17 protein-coding genes are annotated in these 20614 nt (G+C 46.1%); 11 read left to right on the top strand and 6 right to left on the bottom strand.

Annotation, left to right across the window (positions count from 1 at the left end; all coding sequences use genetic code 11):
• Nucleotides 1-67 precede the first annotated feature (67 nt).
• The 4 genes from B7988_RS11070 to B7988_RS11055 all read left to right on the top strand — a co-directional run bounded on the left by B7988_RS11070 (nt 68) and on the right by B7988_RS11055 (nt 5600).
• Entirely contained in the window at nt 68-1729 is a 1662-nt protein-coding gene (locus tag B7988_RS11070; RefSeq protein WP_088657977.1) for a cellulase family glycosylhydrolase, read from the top strand.
• A gap of 102 nt (nt 1730-1831) precedes the next feature.
• Nucleotides 1832-4450: a carbohydrate-binding protein gene (locus B7988_RS11065; protein WP_088657956.1), complete on the top strand. Its 2619-nt coding sequence runs from the start codon at nt 1832-1834 to the stop codon at nt 4448-4450.
• 164 nt (nt 4451-4614) lie between these two features.
• On the top strand, nt 4615-5157 hold the full coding sequence (locus tag B7988_RS11060) for a glutathione peroxidase (RefSeq protein WP_088657955.1): 543 nt from the start codon (nt 4615-4617) through the stop codon (nt 5155-5157).
• A gap of 8 nt (nt 5158-5165) precedes the next feature.
• Nucleotides 5166-5600, top strand: a complete 435-nt coding sequence (locus tag B7988_RS11055) for a MarR family transcriptional regulator (RefSeq protein ID WP_088657954.1) — start codon at nt 5166-5168, stop codon at nt 5598-5600.
• Nucleotides 5601-5621: 21 nt separating this feature from the next.
• On the opposite strand, the gene B7988_RS11050 is transcribed toward B7988_RS11055, so the two are convergent.
• Together B7988_RS11050 and B7988_RS11045 are read right to left on the bottom strand one after the other, a co-directional pair.
• Nucleotides 5622-6986, bottom strand: coding sequence for an AAA family ATPase (locus B7988_RS11050; RefSeq protein WP_088657953.1), 1365 nt, complete (start codon nt 6984-6986; stop codon nt 5622-5624).
• 180 nt (nt 6987-7166) lie between these two features.
• Complete coding sequence (locus tag B7988_RS11045) at nt 7167-8204, bottom strand: PDDEXK nuclease domain-containing protein (RefSeq protein ID WP_170930639.1); 1038 nt, start codon at nt 8202-8204, stop codon at nt 7167-7169.
• Between the two features lie 481 nt (nt 8205-8685).
• On the opposite strand from B7988_RS11045, the gene B7988_RS11040 reads away from it, so the two are divergent.
• A complete protein-coding gene (locus B7988_RS11040; protein WP_088657951.1) occupies nt 8686-9015 on the top strand; it encodes a hypothetical protein in 330 nt (109 codons plus the stop codon).
• A 284-nt stretch (nt 9016-9299) separates the two neighbouring features.
• Here B7988_RS11040 and B7988_RS11035 read toward each other — a convergent pair whose 3' ends face one another.
• From B7988_RS11035 to B7988_RS11020, 4 genes are all read right to left on the bottom strand, one after another.
• The gene (locus tag B7988_RS11035) at nt 9300-10955 is read right to left on the bottom strand and encodes a hypothetical protein (protein WP_170930638.1); all 1656 of its coding nucleotides are present in this window, start codon (nt 10953-10955) and stop codon (nt 9300-9302) included.
• Nucleotides 10956-11260: 305 nt separating this feature from the next.
• Nucleotides 11261-11644, bottom strand: a complete 384-nt coding sequence (locus B7988_RS11030) for a (deoxy)nucleoside triphosphate pyrophosphohydrolase (RefSeq protein WP_088657949.1) — start codon at nt 11642-11644, stop codon at nt 11261-11263.
• A gap of 6 nt (nt 11645-11650) precedes the next feature.
• Nucleotides 11651-14608: a DUF3427 domain-containing protein gene (locus B7988_RS11025; RefSeq protein ID WP_088657948.1), complete on the bottom strand. Its 2958-nt coding sequence runs from the start codon at nt 14606-14608 to the stop codon at nt 11651-11653.
• A 26-nt stretch (nt 14609-14634) separates the two neighbouring features.
• Nucleotides 14635-15183: a helix-turn-helix transcriptional regulator gene (locus B7988_RS11020; RefSeq protein ID WP_212668317.1), complete on the bottom strand. Its 549-nt coding sequence runs from the start codon at nt 15181-15183 to the stop codon at nt 14635-14637.
• Nucleotides 15184-15425: 242 nt separating this feature from the next.
• Here B7988_RS11020 and B7988_RS11015 point away from each other — a divergent pair, with 242 nt between their 5' ends.
• From B7988_RS11015 to B7988_RS15470, 6 genes are all read left to right on the top strand, one after another.
• Nucleotides 15426-15758 carry a type II toxin-antitoxin system RelB/DinJ family antitoxin gene (locus B7988_RS11015; protein WP_073114134.1) on the top strand — a complete coding sequence of 111 codons (333 nt, stop codon included), beginning with the start codon at nt 15426-15428 and terminating at the stop codon, nt 15756-15758.
• Nucleotides 15759-16088: 330 nt separating this feature from the next.
• Entirely contained in the window at nt 16089-17123 is a 1035-nt protein-coding gene (locus B7988_RS11010) for an ORF6N domain-containing protein (protein ID WP_088657946.1), read from the top strand.
• 338 nt (nt 17124-17461) lie between these two features.
• Nucleotides 17462-18658 (top strand): ATP-binding protein, encoded by a 1197-nt coding sequence (locus B7988_RS11005; RefSeq protein WP_088657945.1) that lies wholly within the window; start codon nt 17462-17464, stop codon nt 18656-18658.
• 448 nt (nt 18659-19106) lie between these two features.
• Complete coding sequence (locus tag B7988_RS11000; protein WP_088657944.1) at nt 19107-20159, top strand: PDDEXK nuclease domain-containing protein; 1053 nt, start codon at nt 19107-19109, stop codon at nt 20157-20159.
• A gap of 46 nt (nt 20160-20205) precedes the next feature.
• Nucleotides 20206-20358, top strand: a complete 153-nt coding sequence (locus tag B7988_RS10995) for a hypothetical protein (RefSeq protein ID WP_249268968.1) — start codon at nt 20206-20208, stop codon at nt 20356-20358.
• 3 nt (nt 20359-20361) lie between these two features.
• A complete protein-coding gene (locus B7988_RS15470; RefSeq protein WP_088657943.1) occupies nt 20362-20586 on the top strand; it encodes a winged helix-turn-helix domain-containing protein in 225 nt (74 codons plus the stop codon).
• The last annotated feature ends 28 nt before the right edge of the window (nt 20587-20614 follow it).

The raw sequence follows: 20614 nt of genomic DNA, 5'->3' as shown, positions 1-20614 counted from the left end.
CTTTTTTTGTGCCCAAAAGGTAATTTATAATCAGGTTGTTTGAAAGGTGGAAAAGGAAGGTGTTCTTATGAAGTTTGGTTTTAAGGTCAGGCGTGCCGCCTGCATCATTTTGGCGGCTACAGCTATTTCGACAGTGAATTCTTTCGCTGTCACAAGTCAGTTCCGCGGTGTGAACTGGGCAGATAAACGCGATAATTTCGTGTCAGACGTGCTGGTGCTTTCGGGCATGAGCCTGTCGGATAATTACCAGTCGGCATCTGTGGTGGCAGACCGCGTTATCGGGCAGTTCCAGGAGCTTTTCGGCACCAACAGCGTGCGAATTCCGGTGAACGAACCCACGATTCTCAAGTTCTGGGATACCTACACGGGCGTTATCGACATGGGTCTTTCCAAGGGCCGCATCGTGATGGGCTATTGGGGCCCTGCACAGCCTTCGGGCCCGAAGAACATGAATGATTGGTGGAGCATGTGGGCAAAAATCGTCGAAAAATACGGCGACCACCCGAATGCCTATTTTGAAATTTTCAATGAGCCGCACATGTACAGCAAAACGGAGCTGCGCGACCTTTACGCCCAGTGGCTGAGCAAGTTCCCGAATGTGCCGCGCGACCATATTCTGCTTGACGGCTCGGGCCTTGCGTGGAATGTGCCCGACATTGCCGACGACCCGCGTTTTGAAGGTTGCCTTTTTGCGGTGCACGAATACACGTTCTGGAACATGAGCATTACCACCGAACAGGGCTGGAAAAACAGCTTCAAGGGTAAGGTGGGCAAGTACATTGACCGCACTGTGTGTACAGAATGGGGTGGTGCCATGAGCCCTGGCGACAAGGCGGGCGTGCATTACGACTACATGGACTACAATTCCACCCCGACCAACTACTTCATGGCCTACATTCGCGGCATGTCCGACCAGTTGCGCGAATGGGAAATGGGTAGCTTTTATTGGCCGGGGTTGCGTGATGGTGACTGGTACAGTATGACAAAGCGCAGCGGCGAGGGTGCAAACATCAAGCTCGAAATCGTGAACCAGTCGGGCGTAGACCGCATGAAAATGGCCTGGGCCGACACTGTCGAAACGAATCCGCTCGTGCGCGAGGCGTTTAGTGGCGAACCTGCGGCGATTCCGGGCGTAATCGAGGCGGAAAATTACGACAAGGGCGGCAACCGCTTCAGTTTCTATGACAAAGATGCTTCAAACAAGGGCGAAATCTACCGCGAAGACGCTGTGGATGTCGTTACCCTGGATGGTGCGACTTGCAATGGTGACGCTTGCAAGGGTTACGCGATTGGTTACACCGAAGCGGGCGAGTGGCTTGAATACAGCGTGAAAGTCGCTGCCGATGGCAAGTACGGCGTTCGCGCGAATGTAGCGACTGCTTCCGAGACTTCAAAAATCCAGCTGCTTGTCGATGGCAAGGTGCTTCTTGATACTATCACGATTGACAAGGTTGACACGACTTGGAATGTATACAAAGAAATGGATATCGGAACCGCTAACCTTACGGCAGGCGAACACATTCTAAGGCTTGTCATTGCAGGCAGCTATGTGAATGTTGACTGGCTAGAATTTTGCGAAAAAGAAACTTGTGAAGACAAAACAGGAATCCGCGCAATCGCTCCGACCCCTGTTTCCAAGACGGCCCCGTGCCTCCGCAAGCAAGGCGGCAAGCTCTTTGTCGAAAAGAACGGAATGCGCTTTGACTTGACCGGACACCATATCAAATAAGTGTTTCGGCGTTGACAACTTGTCAACGAGAACTCCTTAAAAAGGAGTTCTTTTTTTTACAGTAAAAGGTAATTTTTCTAATGGTTACATGTGAGGTTTCTTATGGATACAAAGATTCTTTCTTTGGTGTTTGGCTGCACGCTCGCTTTTGCAGGTGCCGCCGCTGCCGCCACTCAGGCGACATTCTACGTTTCCCCCTCTGGCAATGATGCTGCCGCGGGTACAAAAGATGCTCCGTTCAAGACGATTACGCAGGCGCAAAAAGCCGTGCGCGCTATTAACGGTTCTATGACCGGCGACATCGAAGTCATTCTCCGCGAAGGCACCTACGTGCTTCCGGCAACCGTCGACTTCACCGAAGCCGACGGCGGTAAAGACGGCCACTACGTGCGTTATAAAGCGGCCGATGGCGAAAAGCCGCTCATTACCGGCGGTATGCAGATTACCGGCTGGACCATTCACGACGAGGCGAACAACATCTGGAAAGCCGAAGGCGTAGACGGTCGATTCCGCCAGCTTTACGTGAACAACCGTAAGGCCGTTCGCGCGTGCTTCCCCAACGTGATTGCCGCAAACGAAAAGGGTAACGGCGGCTTTGACCACGACTTTGTGCGCCTCACGAAGGTAGACTCTGCGGGTCGCGCCTTCGATGTCTCCGCCGACTACATCAAGAATATCAAGAACATCGAAGATGTCGAAATCCACCTGATGATCGCCTGGTCCGAAAACATCTTGCGCCTGGAAAAGGCCCAGGTGAACGGCGGTACGGCAAAGCTCATTCCCAAGGATCCTGAACGCACTAAGTTGTTCCACCGCGCATACCCCATGCTCGGTACCGCTTTCATGAGCAATCCGCCTAAGCAGCAGGTCTTTTATCTGGAAAACTCCTACGACTTGATTGACGCTCCGGGTGAATGGTACCTGGACGAAAAAAATCAAACGCTTTATTACAAGCCCCGTGAAGGCGAAAGCATGGCGACTGCCCACGTGGTTGCGCCCCGCCTCAATACTTTGTTCAGCGTTTTGGGTAAAGACACCAAGAACAAAGTGGGCTACATGAGCTTCGAAGGCCTCATCTTTGCTCATTCCAATTATACCCGCCCGAGCGAAGAAGGTTTTTTGGATTTGCAGGCGGCAAACTTCAACGTGGACGTGCTTCCGGATCCGGGTCGCGGAAACTGGGAAAAGTTGAACAGTAACAAGTATTTGCTGTGGCGCCCCGATGCGGCTTTCCGCGTCGAAAATGCGCATCACTTCTTGGTGCAGGGTAACGTGTTCTCGCAAATTGCGGCTACGGGCCTCGACTTTGTCTCGGGCACTAACGATGACATGATTCAGGGTAACGCCTTCTTCGAAATCGGTGCCGCGGGCATTATGCTCGGCAAGTTCTATCAGGATTCTACGACTGAAATCCATATCGCTTACAACCCGAGCGACAAGGACGAAATCAGCACCCGCGATACGGTCAAGAACAACTTGGTCACCAACGTGACGAATGAACACCAGGGTGCCGTGGGTATTGGCGCCGGTTACCCCCGCTACGTGGTAATCGAGCATAACGAAGTCTCTTACACTTACTACTCCGGCATTTCTATTGGCTTTGGCTGGACAAAGCAGCAGACTGCCATGACCAATAACCATGTGAACTGGAACGAAATTCACCACATTGCCCGCTTGCTTTGCGACTCCGGCCCGATCTACACGCTCTCTAACCAGGGGACCGGTAGCGAAATCCAGCACAACTATATCCACGATAACGGAACGTCCAAGTGGGCCGACTACTGGAATGTGCCCATCTATCTGGACGAAGGCTCCAGTGGCTTTACCGTGAAGGAAAACGTGTTCAAGAATTCCCCTGCAGGCGTGGGCCAGAATCAGGCGGGGCAGAATACCTTGCAACAGTCCAATAACTATTACAGCGATGACGTCGTGAACAATGCCGGTATCGAAAAGGCCTTCCGTTACATCCGCGACATCAAGGAAATTCCGCTCGCTGACTTTAACGGCGCTGTGACCCAGGAACCTTACAAGGCCATCTTTAGCGTGCCGGGCTTTGTGCAGCTCGAAGACTACGATATGGGCGGCCAGAGCGTATCGTTCTACGACAAGGACTTTGTGAACGAAGGAGGCGCCTACCGCGAAGACGGTGTCGACATTGTGCAGGTGGATTCTGCCGACGCCAGCAAGGGATACGCTATCGGCTACACCCAGGCAGGCGAATGGCTCGAATACAGCGTGAACGTAGTGACTACAAGCAAGTTCGTGTTCCGCGCCAGCGTGGCAGATGGTCTTGAAGGCGGTGGCATTCGCCTGTTTATCGACGGCAAGGCCGTGACCGATACCGTTGCGGTGCCGCAAACCGAAGACTGGAACACCTATACGCTCATGGACGGCGAAACCTCCGAAATTGAAAAAGGCGACCATGTGCTGCGCGTGCAGTTCACCGGTAGCTACGTGAATCTGGACTGGATCCAGTTCGCACTTACCAAGGAAGAACTTAACACCACCGGCATTCGCAAGGTGCCGACCTACAGCATGGACTTTATGCCCAATATGCAGCGTTCGCTCAAGGTTTATGGCGCAAACGGCCGCTTTATGGGTAGCGTAGAACCGCGTGCAGGCCTTGCCCTCACCGAAACGCTCAAGGCAGCCGGCTTTGCCCAGGGTATCTACATGGTACGCGGCTCTGGCGCCAAGGCGCTCCGCGTGCAGCTCAAGTAGAGTTTACTCCTTGCCTAATTGCCACCTGGGATTCCTTCCGGGTGGCTTTTTTTTGTAAAAAAACGGCCTTTAAGAATTTTTTTCTTAAAACTATTGACATTTGACAATAAATTTTATAAAATTGAATTGTATGCAATTAAATCTATAAAACGCGGAGGCAAAATATGACCATCTACGATTACACGCTCACCGACGGCAAAGGAAACGAAGTCCCGCTCGCAAATTTTAAGGGCAAGGTAATGCTCATCGTGAACACCGCGACCGGCTGCGGCTTCACCCCGCATTACAAGCCCATTGAACAGATGTATTCCGACTTTCACGATAAGGGTTTTGAAGTCATCGACATTCCCTGCAACCAGTTCAAGGGCCAGACCCCCGGCACCGACGACGAAATCCACGAATTCTGCACGCTCAACTACGGCACCGAATTCCCGCAAATGAAAAAGTCCGACGTGAACGGCCCCAACGAACTCCCGCTCTACACCTACCTGAAATCGCAGAAAGGTTTCGAAGGCTTCGGTTTTGGCGTGAAGGCCGCCGCCATGGCAGTACTCCTCAAGAGCATCGACAAGGACTACAAGAATAATCCCGACATCAAGTGGAACTTCACCAAGTTCGTCGTGGACCGTGCTGGTAACGTAGTCGCACGCTTCGAACCCACCGCCGACATGGACGCCGTGCGCGCCTGTGTAGAGAAACTGCTCTAGGAGCCCCCATGAACTGCCCCCAGCTAAAACTCGAAAACCAGCTGTGCTTCCCGCTGTATGCCGCGTCCAAGGAAATCACGCGCCGCTACGCCCCGTACCTGGAGCCGCTTGACCTCACGTACACGCAGTACATAGTGATGCTCGTGCTCTGGGAAGAAAAGAAGTGCAACGTCTCGGAACTCGGCAAAAAACTGTTCCTCGATTCCGGCACGCTCACCCCGCTTTTAAAAAAGCTCGAGGCCAAGGGCTACATCCAGCGCACCCGCGAACAAAGCGACGAGCGCTGCCTCTCGGTAAGCCTCACCGCCGAAGGCGAATCGCTCAAGCGCAAAGCCGCGAGCATCCCCAAGTCCATGGCCAGCTGCGTGAACCTCTCCGATGCCGAAGCCAAGACGCTTTACACCCTGCTGTACAAGGTATTGGACGGGCTTGGGGCTCCTTAAAGAACTTTTACTCAACCAATTCTACTTTATCTGCGATATGGCGTAAAGCGGACATATTTGAACGTGGCGAATTGCATTTTCCGCTTCGGAATCATGATAGTCGAATTGCCCTAAGTTTTCAAGAGAAATACGATAAGCGTTCGAAAGATTTTTCTCGCGCATCATATTCCATAGGCTCTTCATGCCCCCCTGGGTATCTGCCTTGACCTCGATAGGCATGACATGTCCACCAAGGGAATCCACATAATCCACTTCGGACTGGCTATTCTTTTGCATCCGCGTCCAATAGAACAATTCGTGCCGCATATTTGGCGTCTTGTTCCGTAAAAGTTCAAGCCCGGCAACCATTTCTGCCAACGAGCCTTTGTTCACAAGATCCGCGGCACTTGCCGTGAGAATCGCAGAGATTGTCTCGGAAATGTCGCCAAGGGACATATTCATTAGCCGTAATTGCAAACCGGAATCGAGAAGCAGGTATTTTTGGTAAGACGGATCCGCTTCGCTCCCCAAAGGGAGTCCGTTTGCTGCAGAACGTGTTACGGGAGTGACAATTCCCGCAAGGGTAAGCAACTGCATGGCTTCACGGATTTTTTCTGTTTTGTAACCGTTCCCTACCTTTGCATACGTGAATTTCTTTGTGATTTGCAATGCCGCACTTCGGAATGCAGTCCTGAGTAAAGTAGGGTCGACATTCTTCTTGTATTTGGCAAAGTCATCTTCGTACGAAATCAGAATGTCGTCTTGGATAGATTGACACTGTAGATAGTCCTTGCTTTCAACCCACTTGGCGACTACTTCTGGCATTCCGCCCACCATGAGGTAGGTTCTGAAAAGTTCCACGAATTTATTGTGAATCGTTTCCGGCAACGGCTTATCGCTCGATGCCTGGTCGCGGATTTTTAGAAGCTCGTCAAAACCGTTTGCCTGCGCAAACTCGTCAAAGGTCATGGGGTACATGAACATGGAATGGATGCGGCCCACGCCAAAAGTCGGGAGTTCCTGTAGGGCGAATTCAAGCAGTGATCCGGCGGCAATCACGTGCAAGCAGGGCAAATCCTCCTTGAAAAAACGGAGCGACATGATCGCTTCGGGGCAAAGCTGAACCTCATCTAGAAAAAGGAGCGTCTGTCCAGGAATAATAGGCTGGGCACTTATAGCGGAAATTTCAGCAACGATTCTATTCACATCCAGATTTTTGTTAAAAACCTCTTTGTATTCCGGATTCTTTTCAAAATTGATGCTGACACAATTTTCGAAGTGCTCACCCAGGTGTTCAACAGAACTAGATTTCCCTACTTGGCGTGCCCCACGTAGCAGTAGCGGCTTGTGGCTTTTTTGCTTGGACCATTCCAACAAGAATTTGTCAATTTTTCGCTCAAAATACATTCTAGAACCGCCTCCGGACATTTTCCAAAGAAAAATATAATCAATTTTGGATATTTTCCAAACAAATAATTCGTCATTTTTGGATATTTTCCAAAGAAATAATTCAAAAAAGGCGATTTTAGCGGTTTTTCGCCATTTTTCATCAAAAAAACCCTTTTTCGCCGCCCCTCCATGAACGCGCTATTCGCCTTTTTTCCGAATGAGCCGTTTCGTAGTATGCATTTCCTTTTGCAGAAGGCGCATGCGCTCTTCCAACAGTTCCTTCGAAGGCAACGCATCTTTGATGCGGATGTTGTTGTATGTCGCGACCCCCATCGGCGTGCCCAGCCCACGGAAAGACCACTGTACATCGGTTGAATCCATGTTGGAACAAATCAACAGCCCGATTGTCGGATTGTCTTCGGGTGCCTTCAGCAACTCATCTACCGCGTTCACGTAAAAGTTCAGTTTGCCGACAAACTCCGGCTCGAACGGCTTTGCCTTCAGTTCGCAGGCGACGAAACAGCGCAAGCGGATATGGTAAAACAGCAGGTCGATTTTGCGGCTTCGTCCACCTACAAGAACCTCCTTTTGCCGTCCAATGAAGGCAAAACCCGTACCCATCTCGAGCAAAAGGTCGGTGACATTCTTCGTAAGAGCCTCTTCCAATTCGGCTTCGTCGTAAATTTCGTGACCAACAGTAGCAAAGCCGAAATCGTAGTTCTCTTTCAGCACATCTTGAACCAGTTTGCTCTGCAAATCGGGCAGTTTTTCGGTAAAATTGTTGACAATCTTGCCTTGGTGGCTGAAAAGATCCGCCTTGATGCAGTTGATCAACGCGGCACGGCTCATCCCCTGTTCCACAGTCTTTTTGATGTAAAACAGGGCCTCTTCTACAGATTTGCACTTCGTGATAATTTCTACATGGTGACGCCAAGGGATACCGGTAAAGATGGCTGGCAAAACTGCACCAACTTGGTGCAGTTTTGTCTTGTCTAATTCTCCAACGGCCCGTTGGAGTTTTTCGCTATCAGACTGACTAGACTTGGTCTTGGCTAATTCTCTACCAGCTTGGTAGAGAATTTGATTAGCCCCTTTCTGCGTATAAAAACAGTACCATTTCTTCATAAACCACAGATTCGACACAGAAAATCCGTCTGCATCGGGAAATTCCCGCCGCAAATCCAGACTGAGTTGCTTCACGACTCCCGAACCCCAGCGCTCCTTAATCAGAATCAATATGGATATTGTGAGATTCAATCTTTCGATTGCTCATAAAAAACCTCTCTTTAATAACAATACGAAGGCGCAAATACGCAGACGCACAACGTATGTTGAGCCTTAGCTTTCTAGTAGTTTTATTTGGGAAGCTCTTGCGGTGCTGTTGGCGGGGGCTTTCCCCGGCGTTACCTGGCGCGGCTTTCGCCACACACTCGAGCAGGCTGCTTCTCCTGCCAGCTATCCAACAACATCAACAAGAAGGTTGATGAACCCCACCGCGGATGCACGTACGGGCGCATGGCCTATGCCGACTGTCGCAGGGATTGTCGTAATCTCAGGTCGGATGCGCAGAAAGAAGTCTGCACACCCGTTCACTAAATATACATCCTCGCGCGGCCCCGGTCAAGAGATTTCTCGAAAATTAATTGTGGCGAATTCGCCATAATCACAATGTCATTTTCTGTCACGAACATTATCTATCTTTCGGGGCGGAGGCACTATGGAAAACGACACGTTCGGCGGCGCGATACTCGCATGGGTCAAGAGCGCGAAAGCGTTCCTGAAAGTCCAGGCGGGCACGGGCGACAACCTGCTCGAAGAAGACATTCGGGAAGGGTTCACCGACTATTGCCTGTGGTCCACGTTCCGGCCGGAAAGCATCGACACCGACGGCGAGCTCGACATGGAATGCCTGGACAGCGGCATGGTCCTGTTCAGGGAAAACTGCACCCCCGGAGAGGCGCTGGAATCGAGCTACCGGCAAGCCTTCGGCACGGACTTCGACAAGGACGACTGCATCGTCACCCTGAGCGAAAGCGCGAAGCGCTGAAGTCGATATACGAAACTTGGCTACTTGTAGCCTTAGTTGAGTTAGGTTCGTAGGAGCAGGATCCAGTGGGGGAAGCCTCCCCCTGCCTACAGCCCCGGCTAAGGTCCCTGAGCCTGCCGAAGGGCCGGGTCTTCCGGACACCCCCTCTCCTAGGAGCTCCGCCCCTAAAACCTTGGATGCAGTGCCAGATGAAAAAAAAATGATTTTTTTTCATCTTACCTAGATCCATAATCAATTTAGATCATATTATCCACATAAACGAATGTGACGAGACGAGGACAATATTAATATTCGATATTTTTAGATTTGTCGGGAATGTCTCCTTTTTCATATCCCATTATAACATCGCGTATATGGTTATATGCACGGGTTCGCCAATAGAAGTTGTCAAAAGCAAATTCCTCTGGCACGTTGCAACCAGTCGCGGTAATAATATTTTCCAAAAGCTTCCATCGAGTCCTTTGAGAGTCACTAAAATACGATATATCTTGAATTAATTTACCATATATAAAATCTTTTTCTTGCAAATAAGAATTCCACATATCCTTTGAGATTGTTTTAAGAATTGCCTCAACATATGATGCGGCTCCATCCGAATTTCCATAACGATTTCCAACATAGCTCATTATTAAAGTATTTATCAATTTTCTAAGTGCGCCAGGATATTCGGCAACCGTATTAATGCTTACACCCGTAGCAGAAAGATGCTGGTTCAATTGGTTAGCTGGTTGAATTTCATTTGAAAAATTATCCCATCCCAAATGGGCTTTTTCTAGAGCCTCAATGTCACAATAAATCTGATAATTCTGGCATCCAAAATTATAGTACGAATTCACAACGGAATCGTAGCGTCCCTCATAGTAATATTTTTTCAATTCCGAGAAGAGGGGTTCATCTGAGCCACAATTCATTACTTCTGATTTAAAATAATCGTATTCTTCTCCGGAGCTAAATTCATGGAATTTGATTTCCCCCTCGTGCGATTGAAAATAGATACCAACATAACCTCTTGTTTCCCAGTCGATTGTATTCTTCAAAGATGCGTAGGCTTTATGTCGAGCTCCTCCAGGAATATCGTTCTGATTATTCGTATTATCAACAATATTATGATAAGACCTTATTTTTCCAGTCGTATCCAAGACGGTAATTCCATCAAAGTCTAACATTGAAATAAACAACTCTATACTGTTTTGCAATGCAAAGACTCTTTTTGCATCATTTGTTCGTTCATATGCAATAGAAACGCCTTCAAAATCAGTAGCCTTATTCCCAATAAAATTATCATCGTTTTCTTTCCATTCAGGTCTAACAATCAAACACATTGTTCCATGAACAGTCTGACGAACTTTTCTAAAAACACCGTCCCAATATTGGCATTCATTGCTCCAATGAGAAGGCGCTTCATTATATTTTTTATCATTGAACTCTTTCGTAAAAGAAGTCCTAATAAAAGAGCTACTGTAATAATTCCCATCAAAGCTTAACATTCGGATTCCTTCATAAGAGAAACCCTCCAAAAGAACGGCTTTAGATATCAATAGTTGTCGCTCGAGCACTCCAGTCTGTTCTAACTCTACAAAATAAACCCCAAATTCAATTTTTTCATCATTCAGCAAGTTTATATACAAATCAGCATTTTTGGCACAAAAAATGGCAATCTGTTTTAGGATTTTTTTTATTTCAGAACAATCGTGTTTATCGTTTTTTATATCATATGTTGCAATTTTGTAGAAACCATCTCCCAATCGGATTTTCTCTCTAAAATTTTCTCCTATTGCTATTTTAAAACTAAATGTTTTATCCTCTTCTTTATATGCAGAAATCTGAGGCAGAAAGTCATATAGAGCTTCCAGCAGGGATTCATTAACATTAGATCCTAATTTTTGCTTAAATAAAGCGTCTACTTCATCATGTTTCATGTAAACAATATTTTGTGACATTTTTTCCTCAAAATAAAAAACTTGCTAATAATATAAGTTATTTTATACGAAATTCATGTATAAAATTAATTGTATAAATCGTATTAATTTGTTACAAACCTGCGTTTGCCATGTGTTTGGGAAGCGCTGAAATGTATTGGAAATAATAAACTCTCTAACAAATCGAAAATAAAATCTAGAAGGGTGTATTCGTGTTTCTCCTAGCTGTTTTTTAAAGCACCTAAAGGCTCCGCCCCAAGGGTTATTTGCTATCTATAATGCATAATATCGGTATTATGCAGAGAAAATTTTTATTGTTAGATTTGTTATTTCTCAATTACCTTGACAACTTCTACGTCAGCGGGCAACCAGTTTACAGAATGAAGCTCTGACATGCTCAGCCACTTAGCTGCTTCATGTTCCAAAAGCTCTGGAGCCTTGCCTCCTATAATCGTGCAGAAAAAACAATGCATGGTCAAATGAAATGTCGGATAATCGTAATCAACCGTGCATAGAAAATCACCTACAGAAACATCGATAGCGAGTTCTTCTTTCAGTTCACGGGCTAGAGCCTGTTGCGGTGTTTCGCCAGGCTCCATCTTGCCGCCGGGAAATTCCCAGCCATCCTTGAATTCGCCATAACCGCGTTGGGTTGCGAATATCTTATCACTATCTTTAATGATGCCAGCTACAACTTCAATGTGTTTCATATCATCCTAATTTGCTTTTAAATAATTTAGCAATTCTGTTTTTACACGTGTTTCCATTTCAAATGTAACTTTTGCAATGGGGTGCTCTTTCCCTTTATTATCTTTCTTTGTTGCGTGTTTCTTCTCGATAATTTTAAATTTTCCCATATAATAGAAGTCATCGCCTTCTCCATCACTCTTCTTTACGAAAAGATGCTTTCGAGGCGCAGTTTCTACGTCTTTCATATAGCTGCTGTTTTCATCTTTTCCCATCTGCGTGTCCCAATAAAAAATTTCGTCATTTCTAAATTCATCTGCATAGTTTGGCTTGCCTTCGAGATATTCTTTGTTTTCTCCAGCATCCGCTTTATGGTATGTAACAAAAATACAAACGTCATCATTTTGGCGCCATTTCCCATACATCGTAGAGGATAAATCTTTATCCGCGTTAAGGAGTAGGCAAACATCTTGACGAGAATATTTTTCATAAAGGACAAACGGATTGTCGTTTACTAAATAAGGTTTGTACACTTTATCGTATATTGCAAAACTCAATGTGATAATGTCGTCAACATATTTTCTAAATGCGGTCTTAGAGAGAGCTTGGGCAAACGAATCTTTTGCTTTAGCTTTATTGCCGTCGATATCAATTAAGTTTATATTATTAGCCCAGTATTCTCCTGTTTTCTTTTCGTCAACGATTTTGGATTTCTTGCCATTTTCCTCTAAATAAAAAGTTTTTTTCAAAAATGATCCTTGAAGAATTGATACAATATTTTTTTCAATTTCGGGACCATATTCTACTATTCCCTTGTTCAACAAAATCTGTAGTAGTCTAGAGGCTTTAATCAGCATGCCCTTGGCTAATATCGTCGAAAGATATGTTAATATATTGCTTTCTTGTTCGTTAAGAATGTCCTGATCAGGCAATTCTGATTCCGTTATTCGCAAAAATTCATAATAATTGCCATACTTATTCAAAATCAAAAGAGGATCAACTTCACCATTATCCCAAAAATCAATTAAAGAAGGAACTCTTCCGAGCCTCAACTTGAGGGATTGATAACTGTTCTTTATAATTGTTGTGATGTTTGTAATCTGGTCTATCGATCTGAAAATTCTTTCTTTAGCAATTTCGTCAAAATGAATCGTACAACCTCCATCAAGAACTTTAGACCCATTTTGAATAAATCGACGCATGTTGTCTTTTTTATAGGATCTGTCTCCAGAGAGTGCAACAGCAATCAAATAATCATTATTGTAATTACCTATAAAATCAAGTACCATTAAGTATTCTTTCCCGTCCGCCTTGCGCAAACCTCGTCCTAATTGTTGAATAAAAACGATTGGAGATTGCGTGGGCCTTAACATTATAACTTGATTTACTTGCGGTATATCAACGCCTTCATTAAACATGTCGAAGGTAAATATATAGTCCAAGCCATTGTCGTAATCGTCTTCTTCTAACTTCTGTATTGTTTCTTCTTTTAAATTTTCCAATTCCTTTCCGCTAATTTTCTTGCCATTTATTTTCATTTTGCTATGTAAGGCGGCTGTTCGAAATCCTCGTTCTGCAAATTTCTTTGATAATTCATCGGCTTCTTTTACGCTGCTGCAAAATACAAGTCCTTTTAATCGTTTTCCGCAATATCCATATCGGTTAGCTTTTTCAATAACAAAATTAACTCGCTTATCGGATACTAAATTTTCAAATTCTCGATTTTCCTTTTTTTGTCCATTGACGAATAAATCAGTAATTCCATAATAGTTGAACGGACACAAAAGATTTAAACGCATGGCTTCTTGTAAGCGAATTTCATGCGCTATATTGTAATCAAATGTTTTGTATACATCGAATCCGTCAAGTCTATCTGGTGAGGCTGTCATGCCCAACATAAATTTTGGAGTAAAATATTCCATTATTTCTTGGTAGCCGTCAGCTCCTGCACGATGAGCTTCGTCTACAACAACTACATCAAAAGAATCTTTTGCAAACTCAGTATAATGCTTAATCATCGTTTGCATAGTTGCGAAAATAAAATCGCGATCTAATTCTTTGGTTGAACCTGTATAAAGTCCCAAAGATTTAGTGTCGCCAAAAACTTTTTTAAAGGATTTCCTAGCTTGCTTCAAGATGATTTCGCGATGCACCAAAAAGAGAGCCCTTTGTGGTTTCATATCTCGCAAGGCGAATGCTGCTGCATAAGTTTTGCCTGTTCCAGTTGCTGATATAAGCAACGCACGTTTTGCGCCATTTTCTTGCATTTGCTTTAGACGCTTAATAAACGCGATTTGCATTTGGTTTGGTTCGAGTTTTATCTGCTCTATAGATACAACTTTCGATTCTTTTAGGATCCTCTTCTTTTCTTGTTCTAATCGCTTGTTTTCTGCATAAAGAAGCTGATATTCTTCTAGTGTTTCGTCATTTATTGTATGCGAATGCTCGCTATTCCATAATGTTTCAAAATCGTCAATAATATGCTGATAAATTTCCCCCTTTCCAGAGGATGTAAAAATGGTATTCCACTCTTTGTTTTCAAGAATTGCGCTTCGGGTTAGGTTGGAACTTCCTATCGAAATTTTTACGATGTCGTCCTTAAAAAATAAATACCCTTTTGTGTGAAACCCTTTTTGACTATTGCCACAGCAATACATTTTGAGTTCAATATTCTTGAAACCCATCAATATCTTAAGCGCTTTAGGTTCTGTGAATGTCAAATAGTCCGTTGTGAGAATTTTTCCGGGAATATTGTGATCCTCAAGATATTCTAAAGTCGTTTTTAACAGAGACAAACCAGCATCATTAATAAAGGCGACACTAATCACAAATTTTTCGCATTCATGGAGTGATTTGTCCAAAAAGGCAAACATGGTGTTGTCTTTTTCATTTGCGACAAACTGCGGTCTAAAGGCCGCATTTGATTCTACACTATTATCCCAAAATCCAGTTTCTAAAGCCTGTTTAAGATAGTTAGGAAGTGACATGCTGGTCCTCTTGCTGCTTTAAATTTTTAGTCATTAATTCTATTCAAAATTATCGGTCTTTTCTCGCCCATATACGGAAGCGCTCCGAGGGTGTTGAAGTCGATGAATTCAGTTGCTTCTTCGAAGTCCATGCCGTCGGTTTCCATCAAGCACCGCGCCATTTTCTCGTAGTCGTAGATGACGCGTCCGTCGTCGCTCACGCCGATGATTGCATTCAGGTAGTCGGGGCTTTCGAGTACCACGGCATCTTCGTAGCCGCGCTCGCAGAGAATGTCCTTGAGTCCGTTCAGCGTGAGGGGTGGATAATCGGCTGCTTCGATTCTCTCGACGAGTTCGCTTGCGCTCATCTCAAAGTATGTGGCAATCTTCTCGATGATTTCGAGCGAGACGTTCCGGCGTCCGTTCTCGATATCGCTCATGTAGCGCCGGCCGATGCCGGTTTCAAGTGCCAGTCTTTCTTGCGAGACGCCTTTTTGCGCACGCAACGCCCTGAGGGCCACGCCGATGTTCTGCTGTAGGGACATATAATAAACGGTTGTGAGAGGTTCCCAGAAAACATATAAATAGCGCAGCATTTAGCCACGCCATATAGTGCACAACAATGTCTGCCGTCAAATAATTCCTTGTAACTGACGCATTAGTCCAAAACGTGTATAAAAAACGGGAATTTTTATACATATGGGATTGGATATGTCTAAAAAATCGAAAAAATTAGACATACGGCCGCGCCAAACTACGCGTGATAACATAATTTGTAACACAAACGGTTGCATTTTGGTTTGTTTTTATGTATTTTTAGTAAAAAAGAGGTGAGTGTATGGCTCAGACGACCTTTAGCATCAGGATGGACAGCGACCTTAAAAAGGACTTCGACAAGCTGTGCGAGGATTTTGGGATGTCAATGAGTACCGCCATAAATGTCTTTGCGCGGGCAGTCGTGCGCGAGCGCCGCATACCGTTCGATGTCGCCTCGGCCGATGCTCCGGCGTATGCCGCAGACAGGCGTGTGTTCTATAACGCGAACCCGGTTGCGAGTCGCATGCTCCGGACCATGCAGCAACTTTCCGCCGATGCCGAGAAGGCCGGCTCCGCAGGCATGACGCTCGACGAAATAAACGCCGAGATCGCCGCAGCCAGGAGCGGGAAGTAATGCGCGGGTGTTGACTTCCCGCTGGCCTCTTTGTATATTTATCCCCGTATTACGACAATCCCTGCGACAGTCGGCATAGGCCTTGCGGCCCGTACGTGCATCCGCGGTGGGGTTCATCAACCTTCTTGTTGATGTTGTTGGATAGCTGGCAGGAACACGACCTGCTCGAGTGTGTGGCGAAAGCCGCGCCAGGTAACGCCGAGGAAAGCCCTCGCCAACAGCATTGCAAGAGCATCCCAAAACATAACAAACCCAGATTGTGCCTGCAGTGTAGGCGCAATTAAAACCGTTTTTAACGTTCGCTCATGCCGAGCGGGCTAGAGGATTATTATGGCAAGAAAAACTGATAAATTGGCTGTCGCGGAGTTCCCGCTCATCGACGAAACGTTGTTGAAATTGCGGATATACACCATCCGCGGGGTCAAGGTGATGCTCGATGCCGACCTAGCCGAGATTTACGGATACGAGACGAGATTTTTCAATCGCCAGGTAAAAAACAACATTGATCGATTTGCGGAGGATTTTCGGTTTCAATTGAATGAGGATGAAATGCAAAACTTGATGTGCAAAAAATGCACATCAAGTTGGGGTGGAACACGAAAATTGCCGTATGCCTTCACCGAACAGGGCATCTATATGCTTATGACGGTTTTAAAAGGTGACCTTGCGATTCGTCAAAGTATGGCCCTTATTCGCCTTTTCAAGCAGATGAAGGACTATATCGTTGCGGAAAACCATCAACTACTCGGAACTGCGGGAATTGCCCAGATTGCGGCACAGACTGTTCAAAACACGCGCGAAATCGCAACGGTTTCCGCTGAAGTAAAGGAGCTTTCCGGCGAAGTTCGCGATATCCGGAGCGATCTGGGAAAAATCAATGTGGACCTCCAGATGGTCATGGAAAATTTCGTCGATCCCTCGACATACGAGCATTTCTTGATTCTGAACGGGCACAAGCTGGAGGCAGATGTCGCCTATGCGCAAATTTACGGTATGGCGAAAAAGTCGCTGTTGATTGTTGATAATTATGTGGATGTCAAGACACTGAATTTGCTGCGGAATGTGCACGAGGGCGTTTTCGTCCTGATTTTCAGCGACTTGCTCGGTGGAAGCCGCATGACAGATGACATGCTTGCCGATTATCGGGCCGCCCGACCGGACGTGTCGATTGACAAGAAACCCGCCATGCACAAGTTCCACGACCGCTACATTCTCGTGGATTTCAAGACCAAGAGCGAAAAGTTGTACCATTGCGGGGCGTCTTCCAAAGATGCCGGCAACAAGATTACGACCATCGTGCAACTGGACGACGTTGATGCATACCGGAACATGTTTGAGGAACTGTTGGAGCAAGCAAGAGGGTAAAATGGCTCATCAAATTTGACAGACACTGTCTATCAAATTGGGGCAACAGTGTTGCCCGAAATTTCTAGTTACAAATGAAGATCGCAAATCGCGACCTCCAATGCGGACATCGTTCTATTTTGATGGGCGGCAGCGGTTGGGCGATAGGTTGGATAAAAGGTTGGGTGACTGTAAAATTTTCTTGCCACTCTTGCCAATTTTGGGGATATTAGGTACATTAATGCCCGACGTGTTTCTCCGTCTAATGGAGAAATGCGTCTTTTTTTTATTTCGATTTTCGGGATAATGGGGACGCCTCTAACATCAACCAGCCGCGAACGCGGCTACATGGAGGCTGCATGGCTACGAAAGTTTTGGTTAAAGAATGTCAATACGCTGAATTTAAACAGTCTTGGCAAGATGAATACCTGAAATGGATTTGTGCATTCGCAAATACCGAAGGCGGGTCGCTTTTTGTCGGTGTTGACGATAAAGGCTATGCTTTGTTCATGCAGGGGCGCACTTGGGATTCCGTTCCTGTTCCTGGAATTTCGACGAAGGAGTTGGATCACGGAGCGCTAAAGTTGTTCAGGGAAAAGGCGGTCGAATCGCAGCGTCTCGATAAAAAGGCTGCCGGAGTCTCGGTGCAGAATCTTCTCCAGAATCTCCGCTGCACCGAAGGTTGCCTTTTGACACGTGCGGCCATGATGTGTTTCCATCCTGACCCGGAACGCTGGGTTACGGGAGCGTATATAAAGATTGGCTTTTTCGCGACCGAAGCGGATATTTTGTACCAAGACGAAATCCATGGACCGCTTTTGATTCAGGTCGAGCGGGCGATGGACTTGATTTTCACGAAATACATGAAGGCGTTGGTGAGTTACGAGGGAATCAATCGCCAGGAGCGGTTCTTTTTCCCGCCCGACGCTTTCAGGGAATTGTTGTTGAACGCCGTCGTCCATAAGGATTACACTGAAACGACTCCTATCCAAATCAAGATTTATTCTGACCGTATCTGGATGTGGAATCCGGGCAACATGCCTGAAGAAGTGAAGGTGAAGGACCTTTTCAAAAAGCATGTTTCTAAACCGCGTAACCCCAATATCGCCAATGTATTTTTTAAGAGCGGCTATGTGGAAAGCTGGGGACGCGGCTATTACAATATCGAATTGGCTTGCGAAGAAACTGATTCCAAGCTCCCTAAGCCAAAGGCCGAATTTGGCGGGCTTACGGTTGAATGCCGTGCAAGCGACCAGTATAAGGAACTTGCTAGTAAATGGAATATAGGGGGTGTGAATCCGCCTATAAATCCGCCTATAAATCCGCCTATAAATCTGCCTATAAACCTGCCTATAAATCTGCCTATAAATAGCACGCAAAAGGTGTTGCTGAATTTGTTGCAAGAGAATAATTCTTACACTTATGACAAGTTAGCCGATAAGATGCAGAAAACTCGAGAAACCATACGTGAGAACTTGAAAAAACTCCAAGAACTTGGCCTTATCCGTAGAGTCGGCGCGCGCAAGAACGGCCATTGGGAAATTGTTGAGAAATAAAATCTAAGTGTGGCCCCATGAAATATGGGAAGACGAAGACCTTCGCAAAAATCGCGGATGGAAAGCCGTCGAAGAATAGCGCAGGCGTTGACTTTCCTCAAACTTCTTTGTATATTTATCCCTGTATTACGACAATCCCTACGACAGTCGGCATAGGCCTTGCGGCCCGTACGTGCATCCGCGGTGGGGTTCATCAACCTTCTTGTTGATGTTGTTGGATAGCTGATAGGAACACGACCTGCTCGAGTGTGTGGCGGAAGCCATGCCAGGTAACGCCGAGGAAAGCCCTCGCCAACAGCACCGCAAGAGCATCCCAAAACATAACAAACCCAAATTGCGCCTGCAGTGCAGACGCAATTCTCGCTTTGAACGGCTGTTTTCCATTTTAAATTGCCGCAGCTAGGAGCGGGAAGGAACCGGTCACAAATTGTGACCACATGGAAGCTATATGACTAAAAATAAAGAGAACGTCCCTGCAAAAGCGGTGAAATCACTGTTCAATAAGATATCTCCCCTTATTACACAATCCCGAAAAATGGTTGCATCGACCATCAATGCTGCCGAAGTCTGCACCAAATTCAAGATAGGGCAGTATATAGTCGAAGATGAACAGAAAGGCAAGAACCGAGCAGCATATGGAAAACAAGTGCTCATTCACCTGTCAGCCAGACTGATAGAAAAACATGGGGAGGGCTGGTCTGTTGAAACATTGACTCTCTGTAGAAAATTTTTCAATGTGTACTCGAATTTCGTAAACAGTGTTTACGAAATTGAGGGCGAATATAAATTCACCCTTTCGTGGTCCCATTACCTGGTGCTCATGCGTATCAAGAATGCCGATGAACGCCGTTTTTACGAGATAGAGGCCACTTCCGGGAACTGGTCTTTTCGCGAGTTGCAGCGGCAGTATGGTTCAAGCCTGTATGAGCGTCTTGCGCTGAGCCGGGACAAGGAGCAGGTTGCCCGTTTGGCACAGGTTGGCAACGTGGTGGAAAAGCCGGAGGATATCATCAAGAATCCGGTGACGCTTGAATTTGTTGGCTTGAAGCCGGACGCTTCGTATTCGGAATCGAAACTGGAATCTGCTATCATCGGTAAATTGCAAGATTTCCTGCTTGAATTGGGGAAAGGATTCCTGTTCGAAGCGCGTCAGAAGCGTTTCTCCTTTGACGAGGACAACTACTATGTGGACTTGGTCTTGTACAATCGTCTGCTGCAGTGCTATGTGCTCGTTGACTTGAAGGTCGATAAGTTGACGCACCAGGATCTCGGCCAGATGCAGATGTACGTAAACTATTACGACCGCTATGTAAAGCAGGATTTTGAAAAGCCGACTATCGGCATTCTGCTTTGCAAGGAGAAGAAGGACACCCTTGTGAAGCTGACTTTGCCCGAAGATGCGAATATTTACGCCTCCGCCTATGAGCTGTACCTGCCGGACAAGAAACTATTGCAGGCGAAGGTCAAGGAATGGGTAAATGAATTTGAAAATGCAAGATAAGAGTATTGTGAAGATGCGCCCTTCAAGCAACTAATGGAGAAATACGATGAAGAAAAAATCAGAAGAAGAGAACAAGAAAGATAATACTGGATGGAAGGCCTTCATGGAATTGCGCAGGCAGGCTCAGCGCGGCCCTGCTGCAGGTATGACGCTCGACGAAATCAACGCCGAGATTGCCGCCGCCCGGAGCGGGAAATAAAGGATTTACCCAAAAGACTACCCAATACTACCCAATCCCACCCAATCCCACCCAATCCTACCCAATCCTACCCAAAAAACTACCCAGAAAACTACCCAGAAAATACTTGATGCGATATCAAATAATCCTAATGTGACTAGGTTGGAGTTATCAGAAATTTGTGGAATAACTGCAGACGGCGTAAAATGGCAATTGAGAAATCTCACAAAGTCTGGGCGCACCCATTGATAAAAAATCAACAAAAAGTGTCTTTTGG

The sequence above is a fragment of the Fibrobacter sp. UWB1 genome, assembly GCF_002210325.1.
Taxonomy (GTDB): Bacteria; Fibrobacterota; Fibrobacteria; order Fibrobacterales; family Fibrobacteraceae; genus Fibrobacter.
This window is presented reverse-complemented; position numbering and strand designations above follow the sequence as displayed.

Excerpts from the sequence above, each read along its gene's own strand:
- B7988_RS11070 (WP_088657977.1), top strand. The coding sequence starts at position 68 with ATGAAGTTTGGTTTTAAGGTCAGGCGTGCCGCCTGCATCATTTTGGCG.
- B7988_RS11065 (WP_088657956.1), top strand. The coding sequence starts at position 1,832 with ATGGATACAAAGATTCTTTCTTTGGTGTTTGGCTGCACGCTCGCTTTT.
- B7988_RS11060 (WP_088657955.1), top strand. The coding sequence starts at position 4,615 with ATGACCATCTACGATTACACGCTCACCGACGGCAAAGGAAACGAAGTC.
- B7988_RS11055 (WP_088657954.1), top strand. The coding sequence starts at position 5,166 with ATGAACTGCCCCCAGCTAAAACTCGAAAACCAGCTGTGCTTCCCGCTG.
- B7988_RS11050 (WP_088657953.1), bottom strand. The coding sequence starts at position 6,986 with ATGTATTTTGAGCGAAAAATTGACAAATTCTTGTTGGAATGGTCCAAG.
- B7988_RS11040 (WP_088657951.1), top strand. The coding sequence starts at position 8,686 with ATGGAAAACGACACGTTCGGCGGCGCGATACTCGCATGGGTCAAGAGC.
- B7988_RS11035 (WP_170930638.1), bottom strand. The coding sequence starts at position 10,955 with ATGTCACAAAATATTGTTTACATGAAACATGATGAAGTAGACGCTTTA.
- B7988_RS11030 (WP_088657949.1), bottom strand. The coding sequence starts at position 11,644 with ATGAAACACATTGAAGTTGTAGCTGGCATCATTAAAGATAGTGATAAG.
- B7988_RS11025 (WP_088657948.1), bottom strand. The coding sequence starts at position 14,608 with ATGTCACTTCCTAACTATCTTAAACAGGCTTTAGAAACTGGATTTTGG.
- B7988_RS11020 (WP_212668317.1), bottom strand. The coding sequence starts at position 15,183 with ATGCTGCGCTATTTATATGTTTTCTGGGAACCTCTCACAACCGTTTAT.
- B7988_RS11015 (WP_073114134.1), top strand. The coding sequence starts at position 15,426 with ATGGCTCAGACGACCTTTAGCATCAGGATGGACAGCGACCTTAAAAAG.
- B7988_RS11010 (WP_088657946.1), top strand. The coding sequence starts at position 16,089 with ATGGCAAGAAAAACTGATAAATTGGCTGTCGCGGAGTTCCCGCTCATC.
- B7988_RS11005 (WP_088657945.1), top strand. The coding sequence starts at position 17,462 with ATGGCTACGAAAGTTTTGGTTAAAGAATGTCAATACGCTGAATTTAAA.
- B7988_RS11000 (WP_088657944.1), top strand. The coding sequence starts at position 19,107 with ATGACTAAAAATAAAGAGAACGTCCCTGCAAAAGCGGTGAAATCACTG.
- B7988_RS10995 (WP_249268968.1), top strand. The coding sequence starts at position 20,206 with ATGAAGAAAAAATCAGAAGAAGAGAACAAGAAAGATAATACTGGATGG.